Source organism: Hydrogenophaga sp. (assembly GCF_011772445.1).
Taxonomy (GTDB): Bacteria; Pseudomonadota; Gammaproteobacteria; order Burkholderiales; family Burkholderiaceae_C; genus Hydrogenophaga.
Genome location: NZ_WVZN01000031.1, coordinates 1 through 20,796, shown reverse-complemented (window position 1 = coordinate 20,796; position 20,796 = coordinate 1). Strand labels below are relative to the sequence as shown.

18 protein-coding genes are annotated in these 20,796 nt (G+C 66.1%); 8 read left to right on the top strand and 10 right to left on the bottom strand.

Going from position 1 to position 20,796, the window contains the following annotated elements; genetic code table 11:
- Window positions 1-31 precede the first annotated feature (31 nt).
- Window positions 32-337 (bottom strand): RNA-binding protein, encoded by a 306-nt coding sequence (locus GTO19_RS13395; protein ID WP_239478184.1) that lies wholly within the window; start codon window positions 335-337, stop codon window positions 32-34.
- A 323-nt stretch (window positions 338-660) separates the two neighbouring features.
- On the opposite strand from GTO19_RS13395, the gene GTO19_RS13390 reads away from it, so the two are divergent.
- A complete protein-coding gene (locus tag GTO19_RS13390; protein WP_291021392.1) occupies window positions 661-3,519 on the top strand; it encodes a bifunctional diguanylate cyclase/phosphodiesterase in 2,859 nt (952 codons plus the stop codon).
- Between the two features lie 296 nt (window positions 3,520-3,815).
- On the opposite strand, the gene GTO19_RS13385 is transcribed toward GTO19_RS13390, so the two are convergent.
- A complete protein-coding gene (locus tag GTO19_RS13385; RefSeq protein WP_291021391.1) occupies window positions 3,816-5,174 on the bottom strand; it encodes a glutamine synthetase family protein in 1,359 nt (452 codons plus the stop codon).
- 70 nt (window positions 5,175-5,244) lie between these two features.
- Window positions 5,245-8,241 (bottom strand): bifunctional proline dehydrogenase/L-glutamate gamma-semialdehyde dehydrogenase PutA, encoded by a 2,997-nt coding sequence (gene putA / locus GTO19_RS13380; RefSeq protein ID WP_291021390.1) that lies wholly within the window; start codon window positions 8,239-8,241, stop codon window positions 5,245-5,247.
- A gap of 97 nt (window positions 8,242-8,338) precedes the next feature.
- On the opposite strand from putA, the gene GTO19_RS13375 reads away from it, so the two are divergent.
- Together GTO19_RS13375 and GTO19_RS13370 are read left to right on the top strand one after the other, a co-directional pair.
- Entirely contained in the window at window positions 8,339-8,809 is a 471-nt protein-coding gene (locus GTO19_RS13375; protein ID WP_291021389.1) for an Lrp/AsnC ligand binding domain-containing protein, read from the top strand.
- Window positions 8,810-8,877: 68 nt separating this feature from the next.
- Complete coding sequence (locus GTO19_RS13370) at window positions 8,878-9,426, top strand: DUF3617 domain-containing protein (protein ID WP_291021388.1); 549 nt, start codon at window positions 8,878-8,880, stop codon at window positions 9,424-9,426.
- Here GTO19_RS13370 and GTO19_RS13365 read toward each other — a convergent pair.
- Window positions 9,407-10,135 carry a YggS family pyridoxal phosphate-dependent enzyme gene (locus tag GTO19_RS13365; protein ID WP_291021387.1) on the bottom strand — a complete coding sequence of 243 codons (729 nt, stop codon included), beginning with the start codon at window positions 10,133-10,135 and terminating at the stop codon, window positions 9,407-9,409. The two genes, GTO19_RS13370 and GTO19_RS13365, sit on opposite strands and share 20 nt — an antisense overlap.
- Window positions 10,136-10,175: 40 nt before the next feature.
- Between GTO19_RS13365 and GTO19_RS13360 the strand changes: the two genes are divergently transcribed.
- From GTO19_RS13360 to GTO19_RS13350, 3 genes are read left to right on the top strand one after another with little or no spacing between them, the layout of a single operon-like run.
- Window positions 10,176-11,219: a type IV pilus twitching motility protein PilT gene (locus GTO19_RS13360; RefSeq protein ID WP_291021386.1), complete on the top strand. Its 1,044-nt coding sequence runs from the start codon at window positions 10,176-10,178 to the stop codon at window positions 11,217-11,219.
- A 25-nt stretch (window positions 11,220-11,244) separates the two neighbouring features.
- Entirely contained in the window at window positions 11,245-12,381 is a 1,137-nt protein-coding gene (locus GTO19_RS13355; protein ID WP_291021385.1) for a PilT/PilU family type 4a pilus ATPase, read from the top strand.
- A 54-nt stretch (window positions 12,382-12,435) separates the two neighbouring features.
- Window positions 12,436-13,329, top strand: coding sequence for an NAD(P)-dependent oxidoreductase (locus GTO19_RS13350; RefSeq protein ID WP_291021384.1), 894 nt, complete (start codon window positions 12,436-12,438; stop codon window positions 13,327-13,329).
- A 17-nt stretch (window positions 13,330-13,346) separates the two neighbouring features.
- On the opposite strand, the gene GTO19_RS13345 is transcribed toward GTO19_RS13350, so the two are convergent.
- Window positions 13,347-14,129: a DUF6065 family protein gene (locus GTO19_RS13345; protein WP_291021383.1), complete on the bottom strand. Its 783-nt coding sequence runs from the start codon at window positions 14,127-14,129 to the stop codon at window positions 13,347-13,349.
- Between the two features lie 25 nt (window positions 14,130-14,154).
- Complete coding sequence (locus tag GTO19_RS13340; protein WP_291021382.1) at window positions 14,155-14,397, bottom strand: hypothetical protein; 243 nt, start codon at window positions 14,395-14,397, stop codon at window positions 14,155-14,157.
- Window positions 14,398-14,735: 338 nt separating this feature from the next.
- Here GTO19_RS13340 and GTO19_RS13335 point away from each other — a divergent pair, with 338 nt between their 5' ends.
- Complete coding sequence (locus GTO19_RS13335) at window positions 14,736-16,454, top strand: hypothetical protein (protein ID WP_291021381.1); 1,719 nt, start codon at window positions 14,736-14,738, stop codon at window positions 16,452-16,454.
- 243 nt (window positions 16,455-16,697) lie between these two features.
- Window positions 16,698-18,194, top strand: a complete 1,497-nt coding sequence (locus GTO19_RS13330) for a hypothetical protein (protein ID WP_291021380.1) — start codon at window positions 16,698-16,700, stop codon at window positions 18,192-18,194.
- A 32-nt stretch (window positions 18,195-18,226) separates the two neighbouring features.
- Here the strand turns inward: GTO19_RS13330 and GTO19_RS13325 are convergent, their stop codons facing one another.
- The 4 genes from GTO19_RS13325 to GTO19_RS13310 all read right to left on the bottom strand — a co-directional run.
- Window positions 18,227-18,607, bottom strand: coding sequence for a hypothetical protein (locus tag GTO19_RS13325; protein WP_291021379.1), 381 nt, complete (start codon window positions 18,605-18,607; stop codon window positions 18,227-18,229).
- Window positions 18,608-18,819: 212 nt separating this feature from the next.
- The gene (locus GTO19_RS13320) at window positions 18,820-19,050 is read right to left on the bottom strand and encodes a hypothetical protein (protein ID WP_291021378.1); all 231 of its coding nucleotides are present in this window, start codon (window positions 19,048-19,050) and stop codon (window positions 18,820-18,822) included.
- A complete protein-coding gene (locus tag GTO19_RS13315) occupies window positions 19,047-19,490 on the bottom strand; it encodes a hypothetical protein (RefSeq protein ID WP_291021415.1) in 444 nt (147 codons plus the stop codon). The genes GTO19_RS13320 and GTO19_RS13315 overlap by 4 nt, the downstream gene beginning before the upstream one ends.
- 349 nt (window positions 19,491-19,839) lie before the next feature.
- Window positions 19,840-20,796, bottom strand: a 957-nt coding sequence (locus tag GTO19_RS13310; protein ID WP_291021377.1) for a TNT domain-containing protein, incomplete at its 5' end; no start/stop codon positions are given.

The window sequence follows — 20,796 nt, the reverse complement described above, 5'->3', positions numbered from 1 at the left end:
TAAAGAAGGTGGGAGCGGACCCCGGGGCCGCTCAGTAGATGTCGGAGTCGCACCACTGCGACGAGGGGCCGAAGTCGTTCTGCTTGCTGGGCACGTTGAGGTTGAGCACGAACACCACCTCGCCGCCGAAGCGGCCCACACCCAGGGTCTTCATGAGCTGCTGCTCCTGCTCGGGCCGCTCCATGCGCAGGAAGCAGATGGCCTGCTTGGTGCCTTCGTGCATGGCCGTGAGGATGTCCAGGCGCGAAATGCGGCCGAATTCGCTGCACAGCTGATGCAGGGCCGATTTCAGGCTGGATACGTCGTTGTGTTGCCGGAGTTCTGCGAGTGCGCTCACCTTGCGGGCTCCCCCATCCTGTCGGATGTCAGTGGTGGACATGGCTTGCATGGAGTGTGTCCGGGACTAGGGTTGCACCAAAGACAATGGGACGGATCGTAGAGCAGAGGCTACAAAAAGTCACAACTCGGTTACAAAAATCCGTCACCACGGCGCGTGGCGTGCGGTAGTTCACGGGTGGTTGCCGGTGGCGCGGAACGCCGAAGCGGCGCGCGTCACGCCAAGCCCGCTATCCTAAGGCCATCATGCGCGCTGATCGACTCCCAAATGTGCAGGTTTCCGACACCGCCCGGCCGCCTGACGCGCGCGAAGCGTTCGACCGCATGGCCCACCTGGCCGCGCGCGAGGGGCGCGGCGCGGCCGCCCTGCTGCTGGAACGCTCGGATACAGCTGTTCGCGCGCTGGGCCGCGCCGGGCTGGACGCGCCCATGGAGGCACTGGCCCTCGACATCGCCAGAACCCTGGGGCCGCAGGAGCTCTGGGTGGGCGACACCAGCCGGGAAGCGCGCTGGGCCCCGCTGGACCTGGGCCGCGGCCGCCGCGCGATCCACCACCTGCACTGGCTACCCCTGAGCCGGGCGCCGGGCGCCTTCCTGCTGCTGCTCGATCACCAGGCGCGGGACGAACGCCGCAACGAGATTGGCATCGGCCTGGTGTGCGAGCTGGCGGCCGACCTCGTGCTGGCCATGCGCCACCAGCGCGAAACGGTGATGGCGCAGGTGGCGCAGCAGCGCCGCCACCAGGGTCAGATCGAGCTCGTGGAGCGCACGGCGGGCCTGGGCAGCTGGTCGGTGGAAACCGATGGCGAGCGCGTGGACTGCTCGGCCGGCCTGCTGAGCCTGCTCGGCATCGGGCCCGACGCGGCGCCGCGGACGCTGGAGGACCTGCTGGCGCACCATGCGCCCGAATGGCGACAGGGCCTGCGCCAGCGCCTGGAGCGCTGCGCCGCCAGCGCCGAGCCCTTCGACGAGGAAGTGCAGGTGCTGATCGAGTCGACCGGGCCCAAGTGGGTGCGCACCGTGGGCGCGGCCGTGACGGACGAGAGCGGCCACCCCGTGCGCGTGCAGGTGACCGTGCACGACATCTCGGCCACCAAGCAGGCCCAGCAGGAAACGCTGCGCCTGGCCATGCGCCTGACGACCACGCTGGCCAGCATCACCGAGGCCTTTGTGACGCTGGACCGGCAGTGCTGCTTCACCTACCTGAACCAGGAAAGCGAGCGCCTGCTGCAGAAGACCACGGCCGATCTCCTGGGGGTGGAGGTGTGGCACGGCTTCGCCCCGGCGCTGGCGCAACGGCTCAAGGAGCACCTGGGCCGCGCCCTGCAGACCAACCGGCGCGTCGAGCTGGAGGACTGGTTCGCCTCGCTGGGCAAATGGCTGGAGGTGCGGGCCTACCCTTTCGCGGAAGGTCTGGCCGTGTACTTCCGCGACGTGACCGAGCGCCGCCGTTCCCAGGAACAGCTCATGCTGCTGGAGACCAGCGTGGCCCGGCTCAACGACATCGTGCTGATCGCCGAGACCGGTGCGCATGAGTTGCGCAGCGAACCCAAGATCGTCTTCGTCAACGACGCCTTCGAGCTGCACACCGGCTACTCGCGCGCCGAGGTGCTGGGCCAGTCGCCCGGCATGCTGCTGGACCTGGACCCGGCGGCGTCCAAGCTGCGCGAGATCTCGCGCGGCCTGCGCGACACGCAGAAGGCGCGCACCGAGCTGATGGTGCGGCGCAAGAACGGCGCCCTGTTCTGGGTGGAGCTGGAGGTGGTGTCGGTGCAGCCCAGCGCGGACGAGGTGACGCACTGGGTGGCGGTGGGGCGGGACATCACGCAGCGCAAGACCGCCGAGGACATGATCCGCCACCTGGCCTTCTACGACCCGCTGACCGACCTGCCCAACCGCCAGTTGCTGCTCGACAAGCTGCAGCAGGCGCTGAGCGTGAGCGCGCGCAGCGGCCAACACGGCGCGCTGCTGTTCATCGACCTGGACAACTTCAAGATCCTCAACGACACCCTGGGTCACCAGATGGGCGACCAGTTGCTCAAGAAGGTGGCGCAACGCCTGGCCGCCAGCGTGCGCAAGACCGACCTGGTGGCGCGCCTGGGTGGCGACGAGTTCGTGGTGATGGCCGACGACCTCAGCCCCAGCCCGGTGGCCGCGGCGCACAAGGCGCGTGTGCTCGCCAACAAGGTGCTGCAGACCCTGCGCGAGCCCTTTGCCCTCACCGGCCACCAGCATTTCGCCACGCCCAGCATCGGCGTCACCATCTTCCACGGCACGCAGGCCGACGTGGGCGAACTGCTCAAGCAGGCCGACCTGGCGATGTACCAGGCCAAGTCCATGGGCCGCAACACGCTGTGCTTCTTCGACCCGTCGCTGCAGGCCGAGATGAGCGAGAACGCGCGCACCGCGTCCGATCTGCGTGACGGCTTGCGCCGGCGCGAGTTCGTGGTGCACTACCAGCCGCAGGTGGACAAGGCCGGCATGATCATCGGCGTGGAGGCGCTGCTGCGCTGGAACCACCCCGAGCGCGGGCTGCTCTCGCCCGTCGCCTTCATTCCCGTGGCAGAGGACACCGGCCTGATCCTGCCGCTGGGCCTGTGGGCGCTGGAGACCGCCTGCGGGCAACTGGCGGCGTGGTCGAAGCGGCCGGAGACGGCGAACCTGAGCATCGCCGTGAACGTGAGCGTGCGGCAGTTCCGCCACCCGGATTTCGTGGATTCGGTGATGGCCTGCCTGCGCGCAAGCGGCGTCAAACCCCAGCGCCTGAAGCTGGAACTCACCGAGAGCCTGCTGGCCGACCGCATGGAGATCACCATCGAGAAGATGGGCATGCTCAAGTCGCTGGGCGTGACGCTGTCGCTGGACGACTTCGGCATGGGCTACTCCTCGCTGTCGCTGCTCAAGCGGCTGCCGCTGGACCAATTGAAGATCGACCGGGCCTTCGTGGCCGACGTGCTGACAGACCCGAACGACGCGGCGATTTCGCGCGCCATCATCGCGCTGGCGCAGTCGCTGAGCCTGCAGGTGGTGGCCGAGGGGGTGGAGACGATCGAGCAGCGGGACTTTCTGGCGTACCAGGGGTGTGACCAGTTTCAGGGGCACCTGTTCGCCAAGCCCTTGCCTATTGAGGCTCTGGATGCGCTTCTGTCCAATCCTGTGTCGGGGATGGTTGTGGTGGGCTGAGTTTTCTTGCCCCCACCTCGCGAAGCTTGCGGCCACTGGGTGCCCTGCTCCGCGAATGTCCCCCGGGCGCTGCGCGCCCTCCTCCTTTATTTCGCTACGCAGGGCACCCACCGTCCGCAAGCAACAGGCACGTAGGCGCGCCAACAGGCCGAGCGCCAACGAGGTCGTCGGTGATTGGGTGTCCGGCGTAGCGAAATAAAGGAGGAGGAGTGGAGCGCGTCAGCGATCCGCTCCGGGGGACATTCGCGGAGCCGGACACCCAAGCGCCGACGACCGGTCCAGTCGGAGAAAACAGCTCAGACGTTGAGCAACAGAAACCTCCGCTCCCAAGGACTCACCACATCGAAGTACTCCCGGTACTCCGTGTCCTTGATCGCCGCATACGTCTGGATGAAGTGCTCGCCAAACAGCTCCACCAGCGGCGCGCACTGCATGAGCTTTTCCACCGCGTCGTCCAGGTGGCGCGGCAACTGGTGCGGTTGCTCGTATGCGCTGCCCGACAGCGGATCGGTGGGTTTCAGACCCTGCTTCATGCCCAGGTACCCACAGGCCAGGCTCACCGCCAGCGCCAGGTAGGGGTTCACGTCCACCCCCGCCAGCCGGTTCTCCACCCGCCGCGCCTGCGGCACCGAATGCGGCACGCGCAGGCCGCAGGTCCGGTTGTCGTAGCCCCAGCTCAGGTTGATCGGCGCCGAGGTGTAGCGCGACAGGCGCCGGTACGAATTGACGTAGGGTGCGAAGAAGGCAATGGCCGCCGGCAGGTAGGTCTGCAGGCCGCCGATGAAGTGGAAGAAGCGGTCGGAGGCCTCACCGTCCGGGCGGCTGAAGATGTTCTTTCCGTCGGCCATGCCCACCACGCTCTGGTGGATGTGCATCGCGCTGCCCGGCTGGCCCTGCATGGGCTTGGCCATGAAGGTGGCGTACATCTGGTGGCGCAGGGCCACCTCGCGGATGGTGCGCTTGAAGAGAAAGACCTGGTCGGCCAGCGGCAGCGGGTCGCCGTGGTCGAGGTTGATCTCCATCTGCGCCGTGCCCATCTCGTGGATCAGGGTGTCGAGCTGGATGCCCTCGGCCTCGCACCAGTCGTACATGACGTCGAAGATGTCGTCGTACTCGTTGATGGCGTCCATCGAGAAGCTCTGCATGCCCGCCTCGGTGCGGCGCGTGCGGCCCACGGGCGCCTTGAGCGGGATGTCCTCGTCGGGCTCGACCTGCACCAGGTAGAACTCCATCTCGGGCGCGACCACGGGCTTCCAGCCCTCGTCGGCGTAGAGCTTGAGGATGCGGCGCAGCACGTTGCGCGGCGACAGGTCGACGGACTTGCCGTCGAAGGAGAAGCAGTCGTGGATGATCTGCGCCGTGGGTTCCTTGGCCCAGGGCACGGGGCGCAGCGTGGCCGCGTCGGGCAGCAGGTGCATGTCGGGGTCGGCCACCGAGGTGTAGTCCTTCTCGGGGTAGTCGCCGGTCACCGTCATGGTCAGCACGGCCTCGGGCAGGCGCAGGCCCACGGCCGGGTCGTACTTGTGGCGCGGCACGATCTTGCCGCGCGCCTGGCCCGCCATGTCGGGAATCAGGCACTCGACTTCGGTGATGCGGTGCTCGTCGAGCCACTGCTGGATGCGTTGCGGGTCGCTGCTCGTCGGTGTGTCGGCCATGGGGCGTCGCGGGTGGAAATGGATGGCCGCGACTGTACGCCGCGCTCCGCCGCCGTGAGCGGGCCGCTTCTCACGCGCTGAACAGCGCCACGTTGCCGCCCGCGGCGGTGGTGTTGATGGTGAGCGTCTGTTCCGCGCAGAAGCGCGGCAGGTAGTGCGGCCCGCCCGCCTTGGGGCCGGTGCCCGACAGGCCTTCGCCGCCGAAGGGCTGCACACCCACCACGGCGCCGATGGTGTTGCGGTTGACGTAGACATTGCCCGCGCGCGCCTGCGCCGCCAGCGCCAGGGCGCGGCTGTCGATGCGGGTCTGCAGCCCCAGGGTGAGGCCGTAACCCAGGGCATTGACCTGCGCGATCACCTCCTTCGGCTCGCCACGCCAGCGCAGCACTTGCAGCACCGGGCCGAAAATCTCCTGCGAGGCCTCGGCGATGTGGCGGATCTCGACCATCCGCGGCGCCAGGGTGTGCGTGGCCGCCTCGTCCTCGCCGGACAGCAGTTCGCGCGCCGTGGTGCGCAGGCGCGCCAGCTGCCGCGACACACCCTCGAAGGCGTCGGCGTCGATCAGGGGGCCGACGTCGGTGGCCAGGTCGGCCGGATCGCCCACCACCAGTGCCTGCGCGGCGCCGCGCACCATGTCGATGACGCCGTCGGCGATGGCGTCGTGCACGCACAGCAGGCGCAGCGCCGAGCAACGCTGCCCCGCGCTGCGGAAGGCGCTTTGCACCACGGCGTCGGCCACCTGCTCGGGCAGGGCGCTGCTGTCCACCAGCATGGCGTTCACGCCGCCGGTCTCGGCGATCAGAGGCACGATGGGCCCGTCCTTGGCCGCGAGCGCGCGCTGGATGGCCTTGGCCACGGGCGTGGAACCCGTGAACGCCACGCCGGCCACGGCGGACTCGTCCACCAGCGCGGCACCCACGGTCTCGCCAGGGCCATGCAGCAGTTGCAGCGCCTCGGCCGGCACGCCGGCCGCGTGCAGCAGGCGAACGGCCTCTTGCGCGATGGCGGGGGTTTGCTCCGCCGGCTTGGCCAGCACGGTGTTGCCCGTGACCAGTGCCGCCGCCACCTGGCCCGTGAAGATGGCCAGCGGGAAATTCCAGGGGCTGATGCAGACCCAGGCGCCACGCCCGTGCAGGCGCAGGGTGTTGCGCTCGCCGGTGGGACCGGGCAGTTCCACGGGCGCCAGCAGGCGCTCGGCCTCGGTCGCGTAGTAGCGCAGGAAGTCGATGGCCTCGCGCACCTCGGCGACGGCGTCGGGCCAGGTCTTGCGGGCCTCGGCCACCAGCAGGGCGCACAGTGGCGGCAGTTGCGCCTGCATCTCGTCGGCGGCGCGGCGCAGGATCGCGGCGCGCTCGCCCACGGGGCGGTGGTTCCACGCGTCGAAAGCGCCCGCGGCGCGGCGCACCGCGACCTCGACCTCGCCCGGCCGGGCCTCGGGCACCGCGGGCACGGTCACCTGGCGCCAGGCATCGAACAGCCGCTCGCGGTGCTCGGCCACACTGGGGTCCAGGCCTTCGCTGTTCGGTCGCTGCACGCCATACAAGCGTGGGGGCAAGGCAAAAGCGGGTTCACCCTCCTCGCGCGCACAGCGCCCCATCGGCGATTCGAGCAGCGCGTCCATGCCGACCGATTCGTCGGCGAGCTGGTGCACGAAGGAGGAATTGGCGCCGTTCTCCAGCAACCGTCGCACCAGGTAGGCCAGCAGATCGCGGTGCGCACCCACCGGGGCGTATACGCGGCACGCCACGCCCGGGTCACGCAGCACCTCGCGGTACACGCCCTCGCCCATGCCATGCAGGCGCTGCAGCTCGAAGCGCGTGTGGCCGCGCTGGCGCGCCATGTGCAGCACGGCGGCGATGGTGCCCGCGTTGTGCGTGGCGAACTGCGCAAAGATCGCGTCGTCCGCGTCGAGCAGCGCGCGCGCGCAGGCCAGGTAGCTCACGTCGGTGCGGTGCTTGCGCGTGAACACCGGGTAGCCGCACAGGCCCAGCTCCTGCGCGCGCTTGATCTCGCTGTCCCAGTAGGCGCCCTTCACCAGCCGGCACATCAGCCGCACACCGTGGCGGCGGGCGATGGCGGCCACCTCGTCGATGAGCTCGACCGCGCGCGTCTGGTAGGCCTGCAGCGCCAGGCCCAGGCCTTCCCACAGCGGGTACTCGCGCGCCACGCGCGAGGCCAGGGCCTCGAACACGTCGAGCGAGAGCTCGAGCCGCTCCACCTCTTCGGCGTCGATGGTGAGATTGATCGAGGCCTGCGCGGCGCGCTCGCACAGGGTCCACACACGTGGCAGCAGCTCACGCATCACGCGCTCGCGCTGCGCGGGTTCGTAGCGCGGGTGCAGGGCGCTGAGCTTGATGGACAGGCCGTCGTTGAGCGAGGGGTGGCGCAACGGGTCGGCGCGGCGCGCGATCGCCTCCAGCGCCTGGCGGTAGCTCTCCAGGTAGCGCGCCGCGTCGGCATCGGTGCGCGCACCTTCGCCCAGCATGTCGAAGCTGTGGCACAGCGCGGGCAAGTTCCGCCGGGCAGCCTCGGCGCGGCGCAGCGCGTCCTCGATGTCCTCACCCAGCACGAACTGGCGCCCCAGCAACTGCACCGCGCGCAGCGTGGCCGCCACCACCGAGCGCGCGCCCAGGCGCGCCACGAGTCCCGGCGTCTCGCCCTCGGCGGGCAGCCAACGCTTGCTCAAGGCGATGGCGGCCGAGGACAGGCGCGCGATCACCGCGTCCGACGCGCCCTCGAAATCCGCGCGGCCCAACTGGTCGGCGGTGAGCGCGATGGCGGTTTCGGCGTCGGGCACGCGCAGCAATGCCTCGGCCAGGCGCATCAGGGCCAGGCCTTCGTGGCTGCTGATGGGGTATTCGGTGAGCAGGCGCTCCATGGCCCAGAAGGGCGGCGGGTTCTCGCGCACGGCGCGCACCCAGGGTTCGGCGCGGGCGCGCACCGCGGCCCATTCCAGCGCGCCGTCCAGCGCGCTCAGCCGCTGGGCCAGCACGGCGGCCTCGGCACGGTAGGGGTCGGGCAAGCGATCGGTGCGCGGCAGCGGGTCCTGGGGGATGGGGTGAAGCATGGCGGTATGGGCACAGGAATGGTGAATTGCCGCATCGTGACCGCCACGCGGGTGAATATTTCTCTATTTTTTATGGATATAAAGTGAATAATTCGGCATGAACCCCGCACCTGACCTCGACCGAATCGATCTGAAGATCCTGCGCCTGCTGCAGGCCGACGGCCGCCTGCCCAACCTCAAGCTGGCCGAGGCCGTGGGCCTGTCGGCCACGGCCGTGCTGGCGCGTACCCAGCGCCTGCAGCGCGAGGGCGTCATCCAGGGCTACGAGGCGCGGCTGGACCCGCACAAACTCGGGCGCGGCCTGCTGGTCTTCGTGGAGGTGCTGCTCGACCGCACCACGCCCAACGTCTTCGACCAGTTCCGGGCCGCCGTGCAGGTGCACGACGAGATCCTGGAATGCCACATGGTGGCCGGCGGCTTCGACTACCTGCTCAAGACCCGCATGGCGGACATGGCGGCCTACCGCGCCTTCGCCGGCCAGGTGCTCTGGCAAATGCCCGGCGTGCGCGAGACGCGCACCTACGCGGTGATGGAAGAGGTGAAGACCAGCACGCGACTGCCCTTGTGAACCCATCACTTGGAAGCCCGCGACCCGCGCCGCAGAATGCCGCCGTGCCATCACCCCAGGAGCCCACCATGACGATCCACCCCCGCCCCCTCCTCATCGCCGCCCTGCTCGCCCTGCCCCTGGCCGCCGCCCAGACCACCAAGCCCGGCCTCTGGGAAATGACGAACAAGATCGGCGGCAACGCCAAGATGGACGCCGCCATGGCCCAGATGCAGCAGCAGATGGCGTCCATGAGCCCAGCGCAGCGCAAGCAGATGCAGGACATGCTCGCCAGACAGGGCATGTCCATGCCCGGTGCGGCGCCGGGCGGTGGCATGAGCATGAAGGTCTGCATCACGCCCGAGATGGCCGCGCGCAGCGACGCCCCGCCGGTGGCCGAAGGCGATTGCCGGCACGAGGTGGTGTCGCGCAGCGCGCAAGCCATGAAGATCCGCTTCACCTGCGCCAAGCCCCCTTCCAGCGGGGAAGGCACGGTCAGCTTCCAGGGCGACACCGGCTACACCACGGTGATGGACGTGACCACGCAGGTGGACGGCAAACCCGAGAAGATGCGCGTGGAAGGCCAGGGCCGCTGGGTCGCAGCCTCTTGCGGGAACGTCAAGCCATTGGGGAAGTAGCGGGCCCTGGCTTGGACGCGCGCGCGCCGAACACGGCGCGGCCCACGCGCACCATCGTGGCGCCCGCGGCCACGGCCGCCTCCAGGTCTTCGCTCATGCCCATGGACAGGGTGTCGAGCGCGTACCCTCGCGCCCGCAGTTCGTCGTAGGCCTCGCGCGCCCGCAGGAACAGCGCGCGCTGCGACTCGAAGTCGGGCGCGGGCTCGGGAATGCACATCAGGCCGCGCAGGCGCAGGCGCGGCAGCGCGGCCACCGCGTCGGCCAGAGCGGGCAACTCGGCGGGCGCGACGCCGGCCTTGTTGGGGCCGCCGTCCACATTGACCTGAAGGCACACATTGAGCGGCGGCAGATCGGCCGGTCGCTGCTCGCTCAGGCGCTGCGCGATCTTGAGGCGATCGACCGATTGCACCCAATCGAATTGCGCGGCGACGAGCCGCGTCTTGTTGCTCTGCACCGGGCCGATGCAGTGCCATTCGATGGCTTCGCGCGGCAACGACTCCGCCAGCAGCGCGATCTTCTCGACGCCTTCTTGCACATAGTTTTCGCCAAAAGCCGTCTGGCCGGCGGCATGGGCCTGACGGACGGCATCGGGCCCGAAGGTCTTGGAAACCGCCAGCAAAGTAACCTCTGCGCTGTCTCGCGAAGCCCCTTCGCAAGCGCGCCACAGGCGCTCCTTCACTTGCTGGAGATTGCCTGCGATCGTCGTCATAATCGTTTGCAAAGCCCCTCAAATACACGGAAAAACCGGGATGGACATCACCCAACTGCTGGCTTTCAGCGTCAAGAACAAGGCTTCCGATCTTCACTTGTCCGCCGGTCTGCCGCCCATGATACGGGTGCATGGCGACGTGCGCCGCATCAACGTCGACGCGCTGGACCACAAGGCCGTTCATGCCATGGTGTACGACATCATGAACGACAGCCAGCGCAAGCAGTACGAGGAGTTCATGGAATGCGACTTCTCGTTCGAAATCGAGGGCCTGGCGCGTTTCCGCGTGAACGCCTTCAACCAGAACCGCGGTGCCGGCGCCGTGTTCCGCACCATCCCGAGCAAGATCCTCACGCTGGAGCAGCTCAACGCGCCCAAGATCTTCGCCGACCTGGCCCTGCGCCCGCGCGGCCTGGTGTTGGTCACCGGCCCCACGGGATCGGGCAAGTCCACCACGCTGGCCGGTATGGTCAACCACCTCAACGAGACCGAGTACGGCCACATCCTCACGGTGGAAGACCCGGTGGAATTCGTGCACGAGTCCAAGAAGTGCCTGGTCAACCAGCGCGAGGTGGGCCCGCACACGCTGAGCTTTTCCAACGCGCTGCGCTCGGCCCTGCGTGAAGACCCGGACGTCATCCTCGTGGGCGAGATGCGCGACCTGGAGACCATCCGCCTGGCCATGACGGCGGCCGAGACCGGCCACCTGGTGTTCGGCACCCTGCACACCACCAGCGCGGCCAAGACGATCGACCGCATCATCGACGTGTTCCCGGCTGAAGAGAAGGACATGGTGCGCGCCATGCTGTCCGAATCGCTGGTGGCCGTCATCTCGCAGACGCTGTGCAAGCTCAAGGACGGCAGCGGCCGCGTGGCGGCGCACGAGATCATGCTGGGCACCAGCGCCATCCGCAACCTCATCCGCGAGGCAAAAGTGGCGCAGATGTACTCGGCCATCCAGACCGGCAACAGCGTGGGCATGCAGACGCTGGACCAGAACCTCACCGACCTGGTGCGCCGCAACGTCATCAGCCCGGCCGAGGCGCGCGGCAAGGCCAAGATCCCAGAGAACTTCCCAGGCTGATCCGGCACGGGCAAAGGGGCAACAGATGGAACGCGATCAGGCATCGAAATTCATCAACGACCTGCTGCGGCTCATGCTCAGCCGGGGCGGCAGCGACCTGTTCATCACGGCCGACTTCCCGCCGGCCATCAAGGTCGACGGCGCGGTGACCAAGGTCTCGCCGCAGCCGCTGACAGCGGGCCATACGCTGGCGCTGGCGCGCGCCATCATGAACGACAAGCAGGCCGCCGAGTTCGAGCGCACCAAGGAGTGCAACTTCGCGATCTCGCCGCCCGCCATCGGGCGCTTCCGCTGCAACGCCTTCATCCAGCAGGGCAAGGTCGGCCTGGTGCTGCGGACCATTCCCGCCGTGCTGCCCACCATCGACAAGCTGGGCCTGCCGCAGGTACTGAAGGACGTGGCCATGTCCAAGCGCGGCCTGTGCATCCTGGTGGGTGCCACGGGCTCGGGCAAATCCACCTCGCTGGCGGCCATGGTCGATTGGCGAAACGAGCACTCCCACGGCCACATCGTCACCGTGGAAGACCCGATCGAGTTCGTGCACCCGCACAAGAACTGCGTGGTCACGCAGCGCGAGGTGGGCCTGGACACCGAGAGTTGGGAGGCCGCGCTGAAGAACACCCTGCGCCAGGCGCCCGACGTGATCCTGATGGGCGAGATCCGCGACCGCGAAACCATGGAACACGCGATCCAGTTCGCCGAAACCGGCCACCTGTGCCTGGCCACGCTGCACGCCAACAGCGCCAACCAGGCGCTGGACCGCATCATCAACTTCTTCCCCGAAGAGCGCCGCGCGCAGCTGCTGATGGACCTGTCGCTGAACCTGCGCTCGCTCATCTCGCAGCGCCTGGTGCCGCGCCAGGACAACAAAGGCCGCCACGCTGCGGTCGAGATCCTGCTCAACTCGCCCCTCATCTCCGATCTGATCTTCAAGGGCGAAGTCGCCGAGATCAAGGAAGTGATGAAGAAGAGCACCCAGATGGGCATGCAGACCTTCGACCAGGCCCTGTTCGAGGCCTTCGAAAGCAACCTCATCACCTATGAGGACGCGCTGCGCAACGCCGACTCGCTCAACGACCTGCGTCTGCAGATCAAGCTCAACAGCCAGCGCGCGAAGACCCTCGATCTGGCGGCCGGCACCGAGCACCTGACGATCGTCTGACACGGGGGCTGGGTACCATCCTGGGTTGCACCACACAACCCAGGAGACCCCGCCTTGAACCCCAAGACCTACGAACCCACCCCCTCGCGCCGCGTCGCCTTCCTTGGCCTGGGCGTGATGGGCAGCCCGATGGCGGGCCATCTGCAAGCCGCCGGCCACGAGGTCACCGTCTACAACCGCACCGCCGCCAAGGCCGAGGCCTGGGCGAAGCAGCACGGTGGCGCCTTCAAGGCCACCCCGCGCGAGGCGGCGGCCGGCGCCGACATCGTCTTCTGCTGCGTGGGCAACGACGCCGACCTGCGCTCCGTGGTGCTGGGCGCCGACGGCGCGCTTGCCGGCATGAAGCCCGGCGCCATCTTCGTGGACCACACCACCGCCTCGGCCGACGTGGCGCGCGAGCTGTACGCCGCAGCCAAGGCGCTGGGCATCGCCTTCGTGGACGCACCCGTCTCCGGCGGCCAGGCAGGCGCCGAGAACGGCCTGCTCACCGTGATGTGCGGTGGCGACCAGGCCGCCTTCGACACGGTGAAGCCCGTGGCCATGGCCTTCTCGCGCGCCTTTACGCTCATGGGTGCGCCCGGCGCGGGCCAATTGACGAAGATGGTCAACCAGATCTGCATCGCAGGCCTGGTGCAGGGCCTGTCCGAGGCCATCGCCTTCGGCCAGAAAGCCGGTCTGGACATGAACCTGGTGCTCGAGGTCATCGGCAAGGGCGCGGCGCAAAGCTGGCAGATGGACAACCGCGGCAAGACCATGGTGGCCGGTGAATTCAACTTCGGCTTCGCCGTGGACTGGATGCGCAAGGACCTGGGCCTGGTGCTCGACGAGGCCAAGCGCAACGGCGCCCGCCTGCCGGTAACGGCCCTGGTGGACCAGTTCTACGCGGACGTGCAGGCCATGGGCGGCCAGCGCTTCGACACCTCCAGCCTGATCAAGCGGCTCAAGTGAGCCGCGCCCGCCGCCACTCAGTCGCCGGACTTGCCGCGCTTCCTTGAGTCGGGGGCGTAGTGGCCCGCCTCGGCGGGCTGTCCCTCGGTCTCGACGCGGATGGTTCGCCGGTACGCCTGCCACTCTTCCGGCCTCAGGGCGGGCTGGCCGTCTTCCTGCACGCCCAGGCCGTCCACCTCCTGCGAGGTGTGCGCACGCTCATCGTACGTCTCGCGCAGCAGGGGCTGCACCTGCAGCAACGGCACTGTCTTGGGCAGCACGATGTCCACATCGGTGGCCACCAGCTGGATGTTCATGAACAGAGGGCACGGCTGGTAACGGTCGGTCTCCACGATGCCCTCGTAGGGTGAATACAGAAAGCTGCCCCGCATGTTGCTGGGCGGGCGCACCAGCACGCTCCAGCCGGGGGCGGTGCTGCACAGCAGGCCGGTCCAGACCTGCACCAGGCCGGGCAGCTGCAAACGCGTCAGGAACGGCGGCGACAGATCCACCAGGTCCTCGGGCGCGTGCGCGTTCCAGTAGTCGGCAAACCCTGGCAGCTCGGTGCGCACCAGCGGCTGCCAATGGCCGTCTTCCTTGACGAAAACGTCGGAGCCATTCCAGCGGAGGCAGATCTCCTCCGCCGGAAAGGCGTACCAACCGAAAGAAGAGGCCACTCGCATGGCCTCGCAATGGCGGTAAGCCATCGTGGGCATCAGGCCCAGGGCGGACTTGTCGGCCCGCATGGGCGGGATGGCAGCCGGATAGATGCGGTGGAACCTGATGGTGGGGGTCGGTTGCCTGTCCGGCTGCGTGGGCATGGTGTGGGACTTTCTCGGGCGGGATTCAGCGCTGGCTGGTTGCCGGGATTGTCTGTCGCAGATGCGCGGCTACAGCTGGTGTGGTGACACTGCCTCCACCGATGACTGCCGACCTGCTGGGCGGTTGGTTCCTGGGTGCGCGCAAATCCGCCTCGGCCTTTGTCTTGCGCACATGTTCAGCAACAGCCTTCGTGGTGATGCTGCCACCACCAATGACGGCCTTGCTTGCCGAGGAACGACCTTGGGATGAGCTTTGCGTGATGTTCATCAGAATCTCCTGAAAATTTCAAAGAAGGGACTAGACTGGCTCGCTCGCGAGCCGGGTCGATCAGACCATCAAGGGGGAGTACCGTGCAATTTGCGCCATCCAGCCATCGCTTGAATGCCTACGAAGTCACGTCGTCTGCTGTGCTTTCAGCCCGAAGTGCGACAGCCGCCAAGCGGATTTCCCTCGAGCACCGGCGAGGATCCCTGCATCTGGTCCTGCTGCGTTGCGGTACCAGCGAACCGCTGATCACGACAACCCTCCGCGTTCCGTCCTGAAGCCGCACCATGAATGCAGCACACACCCCTTTTCCCAGTCCCCGGGTCGAGGAACGCCCTCTGATGGCCATGGACGTGGCCGACAGCACGCCAGGCGTCTGGGGCGGAACCGATCCACTTGTGGAACGACTGCAGCATTGGGCGGGCGATGCGTACTGGCAACTGCTGTCGCACCACAAGGGCCACGTCGTCAGGCAAACGCACCAGGGGCTGATGATGGAGTTCGCCGACGCGCGCCACTGCATCCAAGCGGCCTTTGCACTGAATCAGTTGGCCGATGCCTTGAACGCGCGAGCCGATGCGTCGAAGCAACTGCAACTGCGTGCCGGAGCCCATCTGGCGAGCTACGGCCACGGTCAGCGGGAGCCTATCGATCGTGACGTGCAGCTGACCTCTGAGCTGACTGCATTGGCCGAGCCCGGCGAATTCCTGGTCACGGCGGAACTGCGTGACCGGCTGGCCAATGGGCTCGACGCGGATTTCGAGGACCTGGGCCATTGGGTGGAATCGTTTGCCCAACCTGTTCGCCTGTTCCGGGCCCACCCGAAACACGAAGCAGCCCCTGAACGCCTTGCTACAGCAAACAACGACCTTCGCCCGGCCTTGGCTGTCATCCCTTTTCAGGCCAGCGTGCCAGAAGTCAAACACTGGATACTCGGCGAACTCATCGCCGACGGCGTGATAGCGCGCCTCTCGCACAGCATCGGCTTGCGTGTGATTGCGCGTCAGTCCACCTCCGCCCTGCGTGGCAGTGGCGAGCTCGCCGAGATCGAACGACACCTGGGCGCCACCTTCATCCTGTCTGGTAGCTACAGCATCCGCAACAACAGGCTGGTCGTCACCGCCGAACTCGCCGAGGCGAGAAGCCACGCCCTGCTGTGGAAGGGCCAGTTGCAACACGCGCTGAACGACCTGCTGCAAGAACAAAGCGAACTGCTGCATGAGTTGGCCCGCACGGTGGCGCAGGCCCTGGGCAAGGCCCAAGTGAGCCATGCCTTGACGCGTCCACTGCCGAGTCTGGACAGCAGCGTCCTCATGCTGGCCGGCGTGTCGATGGTTCACAGCCATTCGAGCAGAGCCTTCGCTCACGGGCACAACGCCTTGACCACGCTAGCCCACCGTCATCCCGAGCACGCGCTGCCCCGCGCGTGGCTGGCAATGTGGCATGCCTTGAACGTGGTCAAGGGCACAAGCGGCAACGTAGCCCGCGACATCAAACAGGCGCGCGAGCAGACGCTGCGCGCACTACAAGCCGAGCCCAACAATGCAATGGCACTGGCGGTCGAGGGGTACATCCAATGCCAGTTGTTGGGCAGCCCTCAGCACGCGAGAAGCTACCTCACTTCGGCCATCGAAGCCAATCCCAGTGAACCCATGGCTTGGCTGTTCAAGAGCCTCCTCTCGAGCATGTGGGGTTCCAGCTCCCTGGCGGTGACCGAGGCGTATGTCGCTCGCTCGCTCTCGCCGGTCGATCCCTTGCAGTATTTCTTTGACCTGTTGACGTGCAATGCCCTGCTGGCTGACCGCAAATTGGAACAGGCGATCGAGTGTGGCCGCCTGTCCCTGAGGGCTCACAAGCACCATATTCCCACTCTGCGCCTGCTGCTGACGGCCTACGCGGAAAGCGGGCGAATCGAAGAAGGAAAGGCAACCATGGCACAGATACGAGCCGAAGCGCCGGAGCTGACCGTGTCTTCATACCTCTCCATGGGTAGCCAAGAAAGCCCCATTCGCCAGCGGACCGCCACCGCGATGCGCCTATTGGGCCTACCTGAAACGTGAACGCCTCAGGCACGCCACTGAATCCGAGTCAAACCAGCCATCCATGCGGCAGGATTTCATGAGAGCCACCATGCCCATACGTCCAAGCCGCCAATGCCAGGAACGCCTTCTTCTGGCGATGGGCATGGCTGAACCCGGACACAGTGCGTTGGGCGCGCACCATCCCCTCGTGGAACAGTGGCGACGTTGGACAGCAGATGCCCACTGCAGGCCGCTTTCGCATTGCATCAGTTGGCGGACTCCATGAACGGGGACACCGGCACGCACCCGCGATTGCGCCTGCGCGCCGCCGCCCATCTGCCCCGCTACTCTTACGGCGAGCGAGAACCGGCAGATCAGGATGTGCACTTGACCATCAATCTGAGCGCGTTGGCCGGACCGGGCGAGGTCCTGATCACCGATCTGCTGCGCGACAGGTTGGCCAATGGCCCTGACGCGGATCTGGAAGACTGCGGCGAGTGGGTAGGGTCCGACGAGCGCGTGCGATTGTTTCGTGCCCATCCCAGGCACGAACGCCCTGATGATGGATCGACCGCAGCGCACGGTGACATCCGTCCGGGCTTGGCCATCATGCCCTTCCGAGCAGACGCCCCTCAAACGATGCCCGAGGTAATCGGCGAATTGATTGCCGAAGGGGTGATTTCGCGTTTGTCTCGCAGCATCGGCTTGCGGGTGATTTCCCGGCAGTCCACCTCCGCCTTGCGCGACAGCAAGAAGCTCGACGACATCGAGAACCACCTAGGCGCCACGTACGTCATGTCGGGCCGCTACCGCGTTCGCGACCGCCAACTGATCGCGACAGCCGAACTGACCTTGGCCCGTAGCCACGCACTGCTATGGAAAGGAGAGTTTCAACAACCGCTGGACGACCTGCTTCAGGAGCAGAGCGAGTTGTTGCACGGGTTGGCACAAACCGTGGCGCGCCACATCGCCAACGTGCAAGCCGGCCCACCCGTGACGCGCCCACTGCCCAGTCTGGACAGCAGCCACCTCATGCTGGCAGGCATGTCGATGGGATATAGCCATTCGGGGGCAGCTTTTGAGCGCGGACGCGAAGCATTGACCGAGCTGATCTCGAGGCATCGGCGCCTCGCCCCTCCCAGGGCCTGGCTCGGCCTGTGGCACGCCTTGAATGTGGTCCAAGGCAGAAGTCGCTGCGTGGCGAGCGACATTCGGCAAGCGCGTGAACAGACACAGCGTGCGTTGGATGCCGAGCCTGGCAACGCCATGGCCCTGGCCGTGGAAGGCTACATACATTGCCAGTTGTTGGGTAACCCCCGGAAAGCGAGCAAGTGTCTCGACTCGGCCATTGAGGCCAACCCCAGCGAGCCCATGGCTTGGCTATTTAGGAGTCTGTATTCGTCCATGTGGGACTCCAGTGCCTGGGCCGTAACCGAAGCGAACTTCGCGTGCTCCCTCTCTCCTGTCGACCCCTTGCAGTACTTCTTCGACCTTCTGATGGGCAATGCCCTGCTGGCAAACCACCAGCCAAAGCAGGCGCTTGCCTGCGGCCGAAAATCCTTGAGGGCCCTCAGGCGCCACGTGCCCACTCTGCGCTTGCTGTTGACAGCCCAAGTGGAGCTGGGACATATCAGGGAAGGCAAGGACACCGTGGGTGAGTTGCTCATCGAGACGCCGGACCTGACCGTGTCTTCCTACCTGTCCATGGGAAGCGAAGAAAGCCCCGGGCGTCAGCGCGTGGCCAAAGCGATGCGAGAGTTGGGCATGCCTGAAAATTGAGCCCCGCAGACATCCAGGTGGCGCGGATGCCATCAGATCGGATAGCCCACCTCGCGTGGTGAAACGAGTTGTTCAAGCCGCACCCCCCATGCAGCCAGCTTGGAAATCAGCTCCTCCTCGTCATACGCAAAGGCGCTGGTTTTGCCCAGTACGTCCGTCGTTGCCAACCATATGTCCCGCTCTATCAAAGTGCGATAGACCTCGAACCGTTGCAGGTGATGGACACGGCTCGGCATCAACGACATCGTTTGGCCATGCGCGCGCAAAAGCTCCCGGGTGGATTGCCAATTGGAATTGAGCGGATGAACTCCCACCCATGCCAAGCAACCGTTGCGGATCGGTTCCACTGAAGCTGCAAGCGTATGGCCTTCGCGCAAGGTTCTCAGGGCAATGAAATGCGCGCGTGAGCTCATGGCAACACATCCAGAAATTTGACCATCGGGGACAGGCAACGAACACGGGTCGCCGAGTGAGGGCAGGGTGCCTGCTGCGGGCAAGGATCGTGCTGCAAATCGGCACGGCGAGAGGGGCTCACGGTCGCAGCGTCATGGCTTCTTAGCGAGCCTTGAGGTCCTGCATGAGCGGGCCCGCTCACACCATGGGGTTTGGGCTCTTCAGGCCTTCCCTAGCGGTCGACAACCACCCAACCCAGGCGCTGCGCCTCCTCCATCATCTTGCGGCGTTCCTTGTTCACTTCGTCGCCGCTCAACTGCGCCTGCGAGTCGCGACGCGGCGTACAGCGATATTCCGACGACAAGTAGAACTTGGGTGTGACGGTCCACTCGCCGTAGAAGGTGATGGTGTCACCGTCTTCGGTTTTCCAGACGATGGCGCTTCGGGTTGACGTGACGATCATCGGGTTGTTGGCGTTTGTCGTTCGTAGTTCACCTGGGCAACTCCCGGTGGACGCGCGTCCACATCAAGCTTGAGCCTCTGGAGTTCAGCCGCGAGCTCACGCAAGCTCCAGCCAGGATCGGGGAGTTGCGAAGGAAATTCGTATCGGTTGTCCCATTGACCGATCGCGTCCGCGCCGAAGGCCGTGCCCGTGCTCAGCAGGCTGCTCGCCGGCGCGCCTTCTAGCGCCTTGTCCAGCGGCGTGCCCAGCAGCAGCGCGTTGGCACTGGCCCGGCCCGCGTGTTCGATGAACTGCTTGCCGAAGTAGGCGCCCATGCCGTCGTTCAGGCCGATGTCCTTGAGGGCCTTGCCGGAGAACTGCAGGTTGTCGATCAGCCCCTGCACGATCCCGGCGCCGGCCATGGACACAAGGCGTTGCTTGACGCTGTCGCTGGAGCCCAGGTGCGCGATCAGGAGCGTCCGTGCAATCGAGGCAACCGCCCAACAGATGTGCTATCGGATCTGGGGTCACACACATGAATCCAAAGATAGAAGTTGGCCGCGTCAAATGAACTTGTAAACAAGGAGGGCCTGGATCGGCGTCCCCGTTCTGAGTGATAAACCAGCCACACATTGCCCTCTTTGTGAATACACCAGCCCCCGTCTGGAAATGCATCAGGAACGCCTAGCAGTCTCACATCCACATCTACCTTTAACCGCTGAAGTTCAGCAGAAAGCTCCCTCATTGGCCAATCGGGATCAGGATCTGGAACCCTCGGAGGAAACTCGTATCGATCGTCCCATTGAATGTTCATGGCTTGACCTTTGGATCCTTTAGATATCCGTAACGGATGAGTTCTTCGATGCGAGCGAAGCCTTCCTTGACTTCAGGAATGATTGCCCGCATCTGCACCCCACCTCCCGGCTGATTAAATGCCGGTGCGATCTTCTCTTCCATGACCGTAAACGGCTTGAGCACGGAGTACTGCTCATACGGATCGGCTTGTTTTCCGGGTGGAAGTGCGCGTTGTTCCAGAGGCGTGTTGACGGGGGAAAAATACTCGCCACTTCTGGAGCCGTAGCGATCAAGGGTACTGCCCTGTTCGACAGTTGCAGTTTTCGATGTACCCGGAACAGCCCCATTGTTGGGCGCCTGTCCTTGCCAATCCCATTCACCGCCTGGACGCGTTGAACCGGGTTTTCGAAACTGGTCGAACTGCTGCCAATCATCTCGAAGCGCATTGTTGTTGACCTTGACCAGATCATCGGCAGACGCCTTGCTCAGTGCATTGAGCGCGTCGAGGCTGCCCTTGCCACTGCCCGCCAGCACACGGATGCCAAGCTTGCCCAGATCGAGTGCCGCCTTGGCGTCGAGCAACCAGGTCTCGGGGTACACCCCTTCGAGTCCCTGCGCCTTTTGCTGCGCGACGCTCCAGTACGCCAGCAGGGTCGTTTGATCAGGACAGGCCTGCGGCGCAGTACATCCCATCGCAATCAATTGCTGATTGATGAAGTTGACGGCGTCGTTGCACGCCTCTCCCTCACATGCGGCCACGGCATTGGCCAGCAGTCGATCGCTGAGTTCGTCCTTGTATTTGAGCGCTGCTGCCGTGTCGCATTGCTGGCCTGAGGTCTTGCAGGCCTTGTCGGCCTTGTTCAGCGTCGCGCGCTCCAGGTGGTTGAGGTAGTTGTGCTCAGCCGCATTGCCCCCGGCCGTGGCACCGATGGCCACGCCCTCGGCGCTGCCCGAGGCCAGGGCCCCACCGAA